This window comes from Paenibacillus sp. OAE614 (genome assembly GCF_040546645.1).
In the GTDB taxonomy this organism is placed as follows: Bacteria; Bacillota; Bacilli; order Paenibacillales; family Paenibacillaceae; genus Paenibacillus_AQ; species Paenibacillus_AQ favisporus.
Genome location: NZ_JBEPOD010000001.1, coordinates 5,672,507 through 5,686,981, shown reverse-complemented (window position 1 = coordinate 5,686,981; position 14,475 = coordinate 5,672,507). Strand labels below are relative to the sequence as shown.

Genomic DNA, 14,475 nt, shown 5'->3' with positions numbered 1-14,475 from the left:
AAGAAAATCATTGACTAAATATCACAGGTATTTTACTATCTATGTGAGTATTTTGGGATTAATCATTAATTAATTAGTTAACTAAAAATCAACCCGAAAAGGAGCTATTCTATGGAATCGAACCTCAGCATCCCCCGTCCCGAATACCCGCGTCCGCAATGGGTGCGGGACCGCTGGCTGAATTTGAACGGCCCTTGGCAGTTCGAAATCGATCACGGCAAGAGTGGGAAGGAGCGCGGCTACCACCAGCCGGAGCATGCGCTCGAAGGAACGATCACCGTTCCGTTTTGTCCGGAAAGCAAGCTGTCCGGCGTAGAATATATGGACTTCATGGCCGCTGTGTGGTATAAGCGGGAATTCACCTTGCCGGAGGATTGGAACAACGGCAGAATCCTGCTTCATTTCGGCGCGGTCGACTATGAAACCGAGGTGTGGGTGAACGGAACCTCCGTCGGCACGCATCGCGGCGGGTATTCCTCGTTCAGCTTCGATATTACCCCGCATATCAAGGAAGGCGCCAACGTGGTGACCGTCTATGCGGAGGATGACGTTCGGTCGGGAAGCCAGCCGCGCGGCAAGCAAAGTGAACGCTTCCACTCGCATGGCTGCGACTACACGCGCACGACGGGCATTTGGCAGACCGTATGGCTGGAGCAGGTCCCTGAAACCTATCTAGCGGACATGAAGGTGGTGGCCGATCCGGCGAATGCATGCGTGCACCTGGAAGTGAAGGTCAGCGGAAATACCGCCGGAGCGCAGCTGAAGGCGTCCGCCTTCTATGAAGGAAAGGAAGTCGGCGAGGCCACGGCTGTGGTTCAAGGGCCATGCGTCAAGGTGACCGTGCCTGTATCGGAAGTCCATTTGTGGGAGGCGGGCCACGGCCGGCTGTATGACCTGAAGCTGTCGCTCGAACGGCCGGACCTGACGGATGCCGATGCGGTTGATTCGTATTTCGGCCTGCGGACGGTGCGGCTGGACGGCATGGCGTTCCGGATCAACGAAAAGTCGGTGTTCCAGCGGCTCGTGCTGGATCAAGGCTTTTACCCGGACGGCATCTATACCGCACCTACGGACGAGGATCTGCGGAAGGATATTGAGATTTCGCTGGGGCTCGGATTCAACGGGGCCAGACTACATGAGAAAATGTTCGAACCGCGCTTCTTGTATTGGGCCGACCGGCTGGGGTACCTCGTCTGGGGAGAGCATGCCAACTGGGGGCTGGATATTACTACTCCCGCAAGCTTGTCGCGGTTTTTGCCAGAATGGCTGGAAGGTGTGGAGCGGGATTATAATCATCCGGCGATCATCGGCTGGTGCCCGTTCAATGAGACGTGGGACCGGGACGGCGCCAAGCAGGATAACGAAGTGCTGCGCATCGTGTACGAGACGACGAAACGGCTGGATCCGACGCGCCCGGCGATCGATACCAGCGGTAACTTCCACGTCGTGACGGATATTTTCGACCTGCACGATTACGATCAAAATCCGGAGACGTTCCGGGCCAGATACGAGCCGATGAAAACGGGCGGCGAGGTGTATAACACGTTTCCGAACCGGCAGACGTACGGCGGGCAGCCTTATTTTATCAGCGAATACGGCGGCATCTGGTGGAACCCCGACCAGAAGGACGACAAGGCTTGGGGCTACGGCGACCGGCCGACATCCGAGGAGGCGTTTCTCCAGCGGTACGAAGGGCTGACGAGCGCTCTGCTGGAGCACCCGATGATGTTCGGATTTTGTTATACCCAGCTGTATGACGTGGAACAGGAAGTAAACGGGCTGTACACCTACGACAGACGTCAGAAGTTTGATCCGGAAGTGATTCGCCGCATCAATTCCCGCAAAGCGGCCATTGAAGATTAAGGTTTAGGCGAAGGTTGCGGTATGAGTTTATATTCCCGAAGAGGAGGATGCCTGTACATGAAGGCTATAGTGCGTAATCCGCTGCTGCTTGCGTTATGCATGCTGCTGCTCGTCCCCATGGGGCAGGTCACGGACGCGGCTTCCAGCCGGAACAATGTTTATAACGTCGTCATGCAGGATGGAGCGGACCCCTGGGTTTACAAACATACGGACGGTAATTACTATTTCACGAAAACGACGGGCGGCAACGTAACGATTTGGAAATCGGCCGAGCTGACGACGATCGACGCGGCCCCGACCCGAGTTGTCGAAACGGGCTGCTGCAATATTTGGGCTCCCGAGCTTCATTATATTGACGGGGCCTGGTACATCTATTACGCCAAGGATGACGGCGACAACGCGAATCACCGCATGTACGTGATGGAAAATACGTCGGCGGACCCGACGCAGGGAACCTGGCAGGACAAGGGGCAGATCACCGACTCTACGAATAAATGGGCTATCGACGGTACCGTGCTGCAGGCAGACGGACAGCTCTATTTTATTTGGTCGGGCTGGGAGGGGGATGTCAACGTGAGTCAGAACCTGTACATCGCCCATATGAGCAATCCTTGGACGATCGACTCGAGCCGCGTTGAAATTTCCAGGCCGACCTATCCGTGGGAGACCAACCACTCGCCTTATGTCAACGAGGGCCCGCAGGTTGTTGTGCGGGACGGCGTCATCAGCCTGGTGTACTCAGCGAGCGGAAGCTGGACGAACGATTACTGTCTTGGGCTCATCACAGCCAGCGTTTCCAGCGATTTGCTGAATCCGGCCTCTTGGACGAAACGCAGTCAGCCGATCTTTGCGTCCGGAAATGGGCTATACGGCCCGGGACATCATTCGTTTACCCAATCGCCCGACGGAACCGAGGACTGGATCGTGTACCATACGGCCAAATTCGACGGTGCCGGTTGGAACCGGGAGATCCGCATGCAGAAATTCACGTGGAATGCCGACCATACGCCCAATCTGGGCGTACCGGCCGATCCCAATGTCCCGATTCCGCTGCCTTCCGGTGAAACGCCGCATATCCGCGTCGAAGGGGAAAAAGGGACGTTCGGCGGAGCGGCGTATGCTTCGCAAAGTCCAAACGGGTCAGGCGGCATGAAGGCCGGACATATCGATACGCCGGACAGCTACGTGGAATATGCCGTGAAGGTGCCGAAAGCCGGCGAATATATATTGCTGGCACGAACCGCGAACGGAACGGCCGGTGGGGACTGGTCCCATCTTCAGCTGGCCGTCAATTCGGGCATGCCGAGCTCCTTTTACATCACGAATAAAGGCTGGGAGAACTGGGGATTGTCCACGGCGCGTATTCAGCTCCATGCAGGCACCAACACCATCCGCTTCACCAAGGGCGCAGGCTACGGGGAGATCGACTTTTTTGACATCAAGCGGGCCAAATAGAATTATGAATCTGCACGTAATCATAGGCTAAATTTAATCCGAACGTTAACGTTAAAAATTTTCGTTGGCCGGCTCATTCCTGAGCCGGCCTTTGGTTTTTGGGGCAGCCGCGCGCGGTCTGACTTCAAGGAATGTACGTCGATGCACGTTTTTCTTGCTTTCGACCGTCGAATCCGGTTTATCTTATGTTTATTTGTCCGGCAGAAATATGCCGCTTTCCGGAACTTTACATGCCTTTCCTGGCCTATAATGGTTTTTGCGTGATCGCGATCAACAAAACCACTATACATACCGGAGGTGCCAGAACAATGTATGCTGTCAGAAGAATCGGTTTTAAATGCACATCGCTCATTCTTCTCTTTATGCTGACATGGACTTCTTTTGGGGCTTACCCAACGTCAGCTGCGTCAACGATGAACTATTCAAACCCGATCAATACGGCGGGAGCGGATCCGTACGTGATGCTGCATTCGGATGGGTACTATTACTTTACACGCACGTTAGGCAACAGGCTGGACATTTGGAAATCCAGATCACTGACTGCGATCGATCTGGGAGAACGAAAGACGGTATGGACGCCCCCTTCCGGCTTGAAGGATATTTGGGCGCCTGAGATCCACAATATCGACGGCAAATGGTATATCTACTATACGGCGAATACCGGCTGCGGCGATGATTGCCGGGGAGTATACGTCCTGGAGAATGATTCCCCGGATCCTTTACAGGGCAGCTGGACGGACAAAGGCAAGTTGAATACACAGTATGCTGGACTTGACGGCACCGTATTCGACTATAATGGCAGGCTGTACTTCTTGTATGCGGCATATGGGGATTGGTCGGGCAGCCACGGCAGCGCGATCGCCATCGCACCTATGTCGAATCCGTGGACGCTGGACGGAGACAGCAGTATCCTGACCAAGCCTGAATACGATTGGGAAATGAAAGGCATGCCTGTTAATGAAGGCGCTGTCATCTTAAAAAACCAGGGGAAAATATATCTCGTCTTTTCCGCAAGCGCGTGCTGGGAAGATGACTACTCGCTTGGTATCCTGAGCGCCGATGCTGCAAGCGACTTGCTGAATCCCGCGTCATGGACGAAGAGCGAGCAGCCGGTTTTCGCCAAGTCTGTGGCCAATGGCGTCTACGCTCCGGGACATAACTCCTTTGTCCCATCCAAGGACGGGACGCAGGATTTGATCGTGTACCACGGCAACAGCGGACCCGGCCAAGGCTGCGGCGCCCGGCCGACCAGGGTACAGCCTTTTACCTGGAGTAACGACGGTTCCCCGAATTTCGGAGTTCCGACCAACGGTCCGCTGGCGGTTCCGTCCGGCGATTATCGGATTGAAGCGGAGCATGGAACACCAGCCAAAGCGTTAGTAAAGGACGGGGAAGGTGCGTCCGGCGGCAAAGTCGTGCGGCTCAATAACACGAACAGCTCCTTATCGATTAAGGATGTCATTGTGCCCGAAGAAGGGAGCTATACCTTAAACATTAGGTATTCAAACACCGCAGGTCCCGATGCCTCGGAACAGGTGTCGGTGAACGGTAGCCCAGCCGTGACAGTGGCATTGCCTCACACGGGAAGCAAGCAATATGAAACGGCTTTGATCCAGGTCGAGTTGAAGAAAGGCTACGACAACGTCATCGAATTTGCGAAAAGCAAACATGCCATTGACATCGACTACATTGAACTTGCTGGCAGCAACACATTCTCGATTAAGCCTGGGGCAGAGTATAAACTGATTAACCCGAATGGCGGCAAAGCTCTCAGTGTGGCCGACCCAAATGCAGCGGGCGAGACATGGACCCAAATGAAGGACGATTCCGACGGAGGGGCGGCGCAGCGCTGGAAGATTACCCTAAATGAGGACGGAACCTATTCATTCGTGAATCCAGAGTCCGGCAAAGCCTTGACCGTGATCGATCCTGCGGCCGCTTGGGGGAGAGCGGGCTTAGCTGAGTATCAAGGCCTGGATACGCAAAAGTGGAAGCTCGTGGATACCGGCAACGGTTACTGCAAATGGTTTAATGTACAGACGGGAAAAGCGCTTGACGTTAACGGAGCAAGCATTAATAGCGGTACGGATGTAGGAACGTGGCAGGACATTCCCGGCGGAACCGCACAGTTTTGGCTGCTGTATCGTTTGGATTGAAGATATAGGAGGTACCAATATAAGACGGCTTCTGTTACAGGAAGCCGTCTTTTTTGTTGCTGACGCCCCTTACTTTACAGTCTCTATTTCCGGCGCTCCAAGATTGCAATAGCGGGATGCGGCTGTTTCCGTTACTATGAATATGGATGACTTCAAGTGAAGCGAGGCTCAGGAGAATTTGGTTAAGAAAATCATCATATTCATTACATATTTAGCCCTCATGCTGGGGGCAAGATGGTTCTGGTGGGATACGTTTGGTACGGATGAGCAGCCCAAGGTTGTGCAGGGCACTCTTGATCTGCGCGGGCATCCTATGGAAGACAGGCATTCCCTCTTGTTGGACGGGGATTGGGAGTTTTATCCGGATCAGTTGATCTCGGACAGCCGCCAAGCGGACGAAGCTGATCAGGATAGGCGTATGATCCATGTTCCCGGAGATTGGAGCCCGGCTTGGCAGGACAAAGGCGGTTCGTCGTTCGGGTACGGGACCTACAGGCTCCGGATTCTTGTCGATGAGCAGCCGGACGAGCGTTATAAATTATGGATAAAAGAAATTAAAGCTTCATCTATTGTGATCGTCAACGGGAACATCGTCGGCGAGGCCGGCAAACCGGCGGTGAGTGCTAAAGAGTATATTCCGGTCATCCAGTCTTTCGCCGAAAACGCTGCTCCGAACGAGCAGAACGTGATTGATATTTTCGTACAATCGGCGAATTATCATGATCCCACGAGCGGGGGCATCATCGAGTCCATGCGGTTCGGGACGCAGGCGGCGATTGATTTTGAGTGGTGGTATTCGATTGTTTTTCAGGTAGTCGTGTTTACGATCCTGCTTCTTCATGCGCTGTACGCCGGTATTATGTTCTTGATCAACCCGCGAGAAAAGCTGCTGCTTGCCTTTGTGTTCCTGCTCATTTTCGCGGGATTAACGGTGGTTTCGGACCACGAGTATGTGTTAATGAGCTGGTTCCCCCTGAATTATACCTGGATGCTGAAAATTCGGATTTTGTCGTATTTGGGCGTTCCGTTCTGCATGCTGCTGATGGGCAGGGGTTTTACCGGGCAAATCCGGCGCGGGCCGGTATTCCTTACGTATTCGGTAGCCTCTGCGCTGTATTGGATCTTTATACTTGCAGCCCCCGCCAATCTGGTTCATATCACAAGGACCCATCATGTCTTTGGCTTGTTGTACCTGATTCCGAGCTTCTGGTTTTTTGGGCTCATCGGCAAGATGGTGTATCAAAAGCGGAAAGATGCCTTCATTATCCTGCTGGCGGCAACGAGCGTCATTTCCAATATCGTATGGGGATTTGTCAATTTCGACTGGAATTTCACCCCGATTTATTATCCGGTCGATATCGTGGCTGGGGTCGTCGGCTTCTCGGTGTACTGGTTTAAGCGATATTTCCGGAATGCGGCCGAAAATGCCAGGCTGAACGCCGAGCTTCGCCGGGCGGACGAACGGAAGGATCAATTTCTGGCGAACACTTCCCATGAGCTGCGGACACCTCTGCACGGGATCATCAACATTGCGCAATCGGTCCTTTCCCGCGAAGGACGCTCCATGTCGGAAGAGAGCCAGCAAAATATGGAGCTGCTCGTCACCATCAGCCGCCGGATGTCACAGCTGCTGAATGATCTCCTTGACGCCGTCATGCTGAAGGATCAGCGGATTGTGCTGCGCCGGGAAGCGCTGCAGGTTGAATCGGTCGTGTCCGGCGTGGTCAGCATGCTGGCTCATATGACGGATGGGAAACCCGTTCAAGTGGTCCTGTCGATACCGGACAAGCTTCCTCCGGTTGATGCGGATGAACAAAGACTGACCCAAATTGTGTTCAACCTGCTGCACAACGCGATCAAATTTACCGATGAAGGCGTCATCGAAATTTCGGCCGAGGCCAAGGAAGAGGCGGTTGTCATTCATGTGGCCGATTCGGGCCGAGGGATGGAACAAGGCGCATTGGAACGGATTTTTCTTCCCTACGAGCAGGCTGAGGATGAAGACGATCATGGGGGGATCGGGCTTGGCCTCAGCATCTGCAAGCAGCTGGTCGAGCTGCACGGGGGGAGGTTGACTGCCGAATCGGCCCCTAGACAAGGAACGGTATTCAGCTTTACCCTTCCTAAGGCTGAAGGTTGGCTGCAGGCGGATCTAGAGCATTCCGAGGGAGGCTGTACCGAGCCGGGGCTGGAGAATGCCCCATCGGATCCCCTGCACTTCACAGAGGCGGCAGTCTCCATGGAGACGGTTTATGCTGGCCAAGCTGGTGGATCGCTGGACGAATCGATATCTGGTGGAATCAAAATTTTAGTCGTCGAGGACGATCCGGTAAACCTGAGGGTGCTCGCAGGCATTTTTGCGGAGGAGCCGTATGAGATTCAAACCGCTTTATCGGCGAAGGAAGCGCTGCAGCAGCTCTCGTCCTCGACCTGGGACCTGCTCATTTCGGATGTCATGATGCCGCATACGTCGGGTTATGAGCTGACGCGAATCGTCCGCGAACGGTACAACAGCTTCGAGCTGCCGATTCTGCTGCTGACCGCAAGAAGCCGGCCGGAGGATATTTATGCCGGATTTATGGCCGGCGCCAACGATTATGTGGCGAAACCGGTGGATGCGCTTGAGCTGAAATACCGGGTACGTTCCTTGGCGACGCTTAAAAAATCGGCAAAAGAGCGCCTCCGGCTTGAAGCGGCATATCTGCAGGCACAGATTCAGCCTCATTTTCTGTTTAATACGATCAATTCGATTATGGCTTTAAGCGATATCGACCTGGATCAAATGCGGGAGCTGGCTGATGCCTTTACTTCCTATCTGCGGATCAGCATCGATTTTATTAACTCGGAGGAAGCGGTGCCGCTCTCCCATGAACTCGAGCTTGTCCGTGCATATTTATACATCGAGAAGGCGCGTTTCGGGCCGCGGCTGGCGGTCATTTGGGATATCGATCCGCAATTATCGCTGTTTATACCGCCGCTCACGGTGCAGCCGCTTGTCGAGAATGCAGTTAAGCATGGCCTGCTGAGCCGGATTCAAGGCGGAACCGTGCAGATTATCATCCGCCGGGAAGAGGATGGCACGCGATTTGAAGTCAGGGATAACGGAAAGGGCATGACTCCAGAGGAAGTACAGAATCTGCTTCAACCGCATTCCACGAGCGAACCGTCATCCGGTGGCATTGGACTGAAGAATACGAACCGGAGGCTTCTGCAGCGGTACGGCCGAGGACTTCAGATCGAGAGCCAGTTGGGGCAGGGGACGGTGATGTCCTTCGTGATTCCGAGCCAAGGCTCCGGGGACCATCGGGAATTCGAGCCCCCTCAAAGCATAGAATAAAGCACAAAGCAGCCTGTTCAGCAGGCTGCTTTGTGGTTTGTTCATCGTATTCAGCGTTTCATTCCCTGGCTTATTTGGTTTGGCTTGCCAACAAGCTTTGTTCCAGTGGTACCAGGATCGTTCCGGAACCCGCAGCCTTCAGGCTCAAGCACTGTGCGATTCGTTTCAGCGTGACAGCCAATCTCGCGGGTTGAACGGGCTTCAATAAATAATCGAGGGCATTCACCTGAAATGCGTGAACTGCAAACTGTTGAAAGGCAGTCACAAAAACGATGTGCATCTGCGGATGAATCGCGAGCAGCTGCTCAGCCAGTTCCATGCCGGACATCTCCGGCAATTCGATATCCAAAAAGGCCACATCGGGTACCTCGATCCTGCATGCCGCCAGCGCATCGTGCGGATTCATATAGGATCCGATCACATTCCACGGAACATGAACAGCGGTCTGTGTCTGAAGCAGTTTTTCCATTTTTAATAATGCCAGATGCTCATCATCGACGATAATTACCTTCAAGCGGCTTTCTCTCCCCTAACAGACCCTTGTTTTCTCGGATGCGGTATACTTATGTATTCTGAAACTATTCTAACGCTCCATTTTTACCCGGTTGCTCATACGTTCCTTCTTGTACGACCGAACACGTATGCCAATCATCCATGGCCATGTACCCGCGGCGGACCAGCGCAAAAATCGTATTTGTCGTACAGCACCATTCGACACCAGGCAACCTTGTCGAGCCACTTCTTGCCTTCGGCAGTACGCCCTCATACGTCCAAAAGCCTCCGTCATTCCAACGAACAAGCTTACCTCCATGCTTCCAGGCTTGTTTTAAAGCTTCTTGCTGTATTTTCGATAACATTCTTTCACCACCAAGCAAATCCATTAGTTGATAACAATACTTATGCCTCCGTTTAAAGCGATACCTCCATTAGACCACACGGCTCTGAATACGTTCTGAATAATCTCCAAGCAACAGGATTGAGCATAACTTGACGTTACCAGGGACAATCTAAGCAGAAAAGGTTGTACTTTCCTAGAAAGGAGCAATCCTGCGATGGCTGAAGAACAGCAGAAACAACCGTCGGGGAAAACGATCGCGGCCATTGCCTCGGTTCCCTTTATCATGACGTTCGGCAATTCCATGCTGATTCCAATCTTGCCCCAAATGGAGTCGAAGCTTCATATTTCATCTTTTCAAACAAGCCTGACGATCACCGTGTTCTCTTTGGTTGCAGCCTTTTTTATTCCCATCCTCGGGTATTTGTCCGACCGTTTCTCCCGGAAAATTGTCATCGTGCCGGCGCTGATCCTGTACGGAATCGGTGGTCTGCTGGCAGGATTCGCGGCTGCTCTGTTCCCCAAACCGTTCCTTTGGATTATGGTGGGCCGGACGCTTCAAGGCATAGGCGCGGCAGGGACAGCCCCGATCGCCATGGCGCTCACGGGCGATTTGTTCAAGGGATCCGCGGAGAGCAGGGTGCTTGGATTGGTCGAGGCATCCAACGGCTTTGGTAAAGTCATCTCGCCGATTCTCGGATCGCTGGTGGCCTTGATCGTATGGTACAGCGTATTTTTTACTTTTCCGGCGGTCGTGATTATTTCGATCGCGCTCACCTGGCTCCTGATCAAGGAGAAGAAAAAAGAGAAGGAACCGATGCCTTTTAAGAAATACGTCAATGGTCTTGGCAGCGTGTTTAAGCATGAGGGCCGATGGTTGATCCCTGCGTATCTGGCCGGCGCCACCTGTTTGTTTGCGCTGTTCGGCATCCTTTTTTACCTGTCCGACATGCTGGAAAAGGAACACAATATCGTGGGAGCCGTCAAAGGGCTGGTTCTGGCCATTCCTTTGCTTGTCATGTGCACCACGTCCTATGTGACCGGCAGCCAAATCGGGGAAAATAAGAAGCTGATGAAACGGCTCATCGTGATCGGATTCGTACTGATGACGATTGCCTACGTTCTGCTGGCCTTTATCGGGCATTTGACCTTGTTCATCTCCATTCTGGCCGTCAGCAGTTTGGGAACGGGCCTGATCCTGCCCTGCGTCAACAGCTTTATTACGAGAGCGGTCGGGAAGGAAAGACGGGGCATTGTGACCTCCCTGTACGGGTCGGTACGGTTCTTCGGGGTGGCCGTCGGTCCACCGCTGTTCGGATGGATGACGGGATGGTCGCGGCCGGGCATGTTTCTGTCCATTGCCGGACTGACGTTTGTGATCGGGCTTCTGGCCCTTTTCCTGATCCGGGTCGATTCCGGGGAAGGCAAGCCATCCGGCGGCAAACGCGCCAAAGCTTACCGCAACAAGCCGGCGGGCCTCATTCGGCCGTTCGGCGGACGCCAAAAAGCCGGATCTTGATCCGGCTTGTTCTATTAGATGGATCATGCGGATTGTATCAGCTGAACAGGAGCAAGCTGCTACTTTTTACTGCGCCAGGCGAATCCGGCCGTCCATCTCCGCTGCGGCTTGCGGCCGAGCAGATAGTTGATGACGCGTGTGGAGATCATTTGGCATCCGATGGCAAAAAGGATAATTCTCCAGTTGACGACATATGCCGCCAGAATAAAGATAACCCCGTTCATCCAGAAAAGGGATGTGCCGGGTTTTATTTTTTTATACTTATATATCACCAAGGCGGTATAGCCGATGCCTCCGTTGGATACCCGCTGCCTCATCAGCATGGCGACGCCTGTACCGAGAATAAGGGAACCGATCAGGAGATCGAGCCACACGTTCAGCAGCGGCGGCCGAACATATACCTCAAAAAAATTGACCGATACGGACGTGGCCGTGATCACGTAAATGGTGCCAATGGCACTGAATATGCCTAAATGATGGGCGGTAAAAATGAGAAAGGCGAAATTGGCAACCCAGAAGCCGAGGCTCATGGGCAGGCCGAACCCGTGGTTCAGCAGCACGGCAATACCGGCACCTCCCCCGGAAGGAATGCTGTGCGGGAATAAAAAAACCGCCATCGCAAAGCCTTGAAGCACCGCTCCCGCTGTAATGAGGGAGACTTTCCTGCCGAGGCGGCGGAAAAACAGGTGCCGGTGGTGCCGGTAACGGCCGGGAATTAACTGTATTTTCAACCCGATCATCCTTTGGAGAATAGTTTGGTGGTCATAAGTTGGTCAAGCCTTACTAAAATGTATGCTTGTCTGCGGACAAGGATGCCAATTCATGCCGGGCGGGCAAGGTATGCGGAACTGTGGTATGTTTACTTTTAAAAGAAGGGGGAGGAAAGCATGGAGCAGGACAAACATCAGGGGTGGGAACTGGCCACATTTGCGGGCGGGTGCTTCTGGTGCATGGTGCAGCCGTTTGACGAGCTGCCGGGGATCCATTCGATCGTGTCCGGTTATACCGGGGGCCATACGGAGCATCCGACTTATGAAGAAGTTGGGACCGAAACGACGGGGCACTATGAAGCGGTTCAGATCGCTTTTGACCCCATTGTGTTTCCGTATGAGCGTCTGCTGGACCTCTATTGGCAGCTGATCGATCCGACCGATGCGGGCGGGCAGTTTATGGACCGGGGGAACTCTTACCGGACGGCCATTTTTGTACATAGCGGGGAGCAGCGGGCCAAAGCGGAGGCCTCCAAGCGGGAGCTTGCTGCAAGCGGGCGGTTTAAGGGGAACATCGTCACCGAAATTTTGCCCGCGGGGCCGTTCTATCTGGCTGAGGATGAGCACCAGGACTACTATAAAACGCACCGCTACGACTACAACCTCTACCATGAAGGGTCGGGGCGGGGAACGTTTGCCGAAAAGTATTGGCGCAGAAAGCAGGATGATGCCGCGCTGTGCAAAAGGCTGACCCGCCTTCAGTACGAGGTCACGCAGCACGGCGCAGATGAGCCGCCGTACGAGAATGCGTACTGGAATAACGAGCACGAAGGGATCTACGTGGACGTCGTGAACGGCGATCCGCTGTTCTGCTCGCGGGATCAGTTCGATGCGGGGATCGGCCTTCCAGCGTTCACGCGGCCGATCCACGAAGGCTTCCTCCGCCGAAAGGCCGACCTGCGCAGCGGCAAAGCACGCACCGCTCTGTACGGCCGCTTGTCTGGTTCGTACCTGGGCCACCTGTTTCACGACGGCCCGCCGCCAGCCGGGCAGCATTACCAGGTCAACTCGGCGGCGCTGCGCTTTGTGCCGCGGGAGGAGCTGGAAGGCGAAGGGTACGGGAAGTACGAGGAAATGTTTGAGGGAGAGCAAGGGGGAGAGTAGGGGGGAGCAACCTAAGGCCATCCTTCAAGGACGGCCTAATAAGGGCATGGTTCGTTAAAGTGTAAAGCCTGTGGCTGGGTCAAGCCCGATGAAGTTCATGACGGAATCTTCTAAAGAAGATGCGTATATCCTCAACGAGCAGATCCGGAACCTCCATGGCCGCGAAATGCCCGCCGTGTTCAAACTCGGTCCAATGGACGATGGGATGTTGGCGCTGTGCAAGAGAATATACCGGTAATGCCAAGTCGTAAGGCAGCACGGACACGCCCAATGGTACGGGACACCGAAGGGGCCCCTTCGATTTTGTACTTTCGTAATACAACCGGGCTGATGATCCGGCGGTTCCCGTAAGCCAATAGAGCATCACATTCGTTAGCAGCCGATCGGCGTCCACCCTGCAGGCAGGATCGGTCCATTCGTAAAACTTCTCGGCGATCCATGCCAGCTGCCCGACCGGCGAGTCCGTGAGCGCATAGGACAAAGTTTGGGGCCTGGTGGATTGGAGCCTCGCATACCCTGCCGGCGCGGACCGGTAACTCTGTGCGCGTTCGAGCCTTTCACGGTTTTCTTTAGACAGTTCACACGGATCGAAGTCCTCCGCTGGAACGGTATGCAAATAATTCACATGGACGCCGCACACATGCTCACTGTCATATTCGGCCAACAATCGGGAAATGCCTGCGCCCCAATCGCCGCCTTGGGTGCCATAACAGCCGTACCCGAGGCGACTCATCAGCTCCGCCCAAGCCCGGGCAACCCGGCGCATATTCCATCCCTTATCCAGGGTAGGGCCCGAGAACCCGAAGCCTGGGATCGAGGGAATGACCAGATGGAAAGCCTCAGCCGGATCGCCGCCGTGAGACCGCGGATCCGAGAGAGGTCCGATGAGATCGAGGAACTCGATGATCGAGCCCGGCCAACCGTGAGTAAGAATCAGCGGCAGAGCATCTTTCTCCGGGGAAGGGATATGCAGGAAATGAACGTTGGCCCCGTCGATGGTTGTAGTAAACTGTGGCAGCCCGTTTAACCGCTTTTCGTACTTGCGCCAATCGTATGAATTGAGCCAGTACTCCGCCAGTTCCTTGAGATAGCCGAGCGGCACGCCGTAATCCCAACCGGCATCCGGCAGTTCGTCAGGCCAACGGATACGGGCGAGACGGTCCCGGAGGTCGTCGAGTGCACTTTGCGAAATTTCGATGCGAAACGGCTGTATTTTGGTGCTGTCCATCCTATTCATAAAAATATGCTCCTTCCCTTTATATGGTTGATAAATCAACGTTGTATGAGGAATATATCATCTGTATTGTTGATTTGTCAACCATAATAAAGCGGTGTGGATCGCAAAAATACTGCACAAAAATACTGGCACTGACATTGCGTAATTTCGAAGTGGTTACCTCTAGTGCTCCCGCAAAAATAGCTGCATGATTACAACG

Annotated in this window: 9 protein-coding genes; 6 read left to right on the top strand and 3 right to left on the bottom strand. The window is 54.0% G+C overall.

All coding sequences use genetic code 11. The features are described 5' to 3' along the window. The first annotated feature begins 111 nt into the window (after nt 1–111). The 4 genes from ABIE48_RS26105 to ABIE48_RS26090 all read left to right on the top strand — a co-directional run bounded on the left by ABIE48_RS26105 (nt 112) and on the right by ABIE48_RS26090 (nt 8,811). Nucleotides 112–1,863: a glycoside hydrolase family 2 protein gene (locus ABIE48_RS26105; RefSeq protein ID WP_192717037.1), complete on the top strand. Its 1,752-nt coding sequence runs from the start codon at nt 112–114 to the stop codon at nt 1,861–1,863. Nucleotides 1,864–1,920: 57 nt separating this feature from the next. Beyond that, nucleotides 1,921–3,318: a family 43 glycosylhydrolase gene (locus ABIE48_RS26100; protein ID WP_192717036.1), complete on the top strand. Its 1,398-nt coding sequence runs from the start codon at nt 1,921–1,923 to the stop codon at nt 3,316–3,318. Between the two features lie 413 nt (nt 3,319–3,731). Continuing rightward, nucleotides 3,732–5,474 (top strand): family 43 glycosylhydrolase, encoded by a 1,743-nt coding sequence (locus ABIE48_RS26095; protein WP_354519930.1) that lies wholly within the window; start codon nt 3,732–3,734, stop codon nt 5,472–5,474. A gap of 178 nt (nt 5,475–5,652) precedes the next feature. Next, entirely contained in the window at nt 5,653–8,811 is a 3,159-nt protein-coding gene (locus tag ABIE48_RS26090) for an ATP-binding protein (RefSeq protein ID WP_354519928.1), read from the top strand. 70 nt (nt 8,812–8,881) lie between these two features. On the opposite strand, the gene ABIE48_RS26085 is transcribed toward ABIE48_RS26090, so the two are convergent. Next, nucleotides 8,882–9,325: a LytR/AlgR family response regulator transcription factor gene (locus ABIE48_RS26085; RefSeq protein ID WP_145948397.1), complete on the bottom strand. Its 444-nt coding sequence runs from the start codon at nt 9,323–9,325 to the stop codon at nt 8,882–8,884. Nucleotides 9,326–9,863: 538 nt separating this feature from the next. Here ABIE48_RS26085 and ABIE48_RS26080 point away from each other — a divergent pair. Beyond that, the gene (locus ABIE48_RS26080) at nt 9,864–11,165 is read left to right on the top strand and encodes an MFS transporter (RefSeq protein WP_145028761.1); all 1,302 of its coding nucleotides are present in this window, start codon (nt 9,864–9,866) and stop codon (nt 11,163–11,165) included. Nucleotides 11,166–11,224: 59 nt separating this feature from the next. Here ABIE48_RS26080 and ABIE48_RS26075 read toward each other — a convergent pair whose 3' ends face one another. After that, complete coding sequence (locus ABIE48_RS26075; RefSeq protein WP_354519926.1) at nt 11,225–11,896, bottom strand: YitT family protein; 672 nt, start codon at nt 11,894–11,896, stop codon at nt 11,225–11,227. A 156-nt stretch (nt 11,897–12,052) separates the two neighbouring features. Here ABIE48_RS26075 and msrA point away from each other — a divergent pair, with 156 nt between their 5' ends. Beyond that, complete coding sequence (gene msrA / locus ABIE48_RS26070) at nt 12,053–13,039, top strand: peptide-methionine (S)-S-oxide reductase MsrA (RefSeq protein WP_192717032.1); 987 nt, start codon at nt 12,053–12,055, stop codon at nt 13,037–13,039. 79 nt (nt 13,040–13,118) lie between these two features. Here the strand turns inward: msrA and ABIE48_RS26065 are convergent, their stop codons facing one another. Beyond that, nucleotides 13,119–14,276 carry an epoxide hydrolase family protein gene (locus tag ABIE48_RS26065; RefSeq protein WP_192717031.1) on the bottom strand — a complete coding sequence of 386 codons (1,158 nt, stop codon included), beginning with the start codon at nt 14,274–14,276 and terminating at the stop codon, nt 13,119–13,121. Nucleotides 14,277–14,475: the final 199 nt, after the last annotated feature.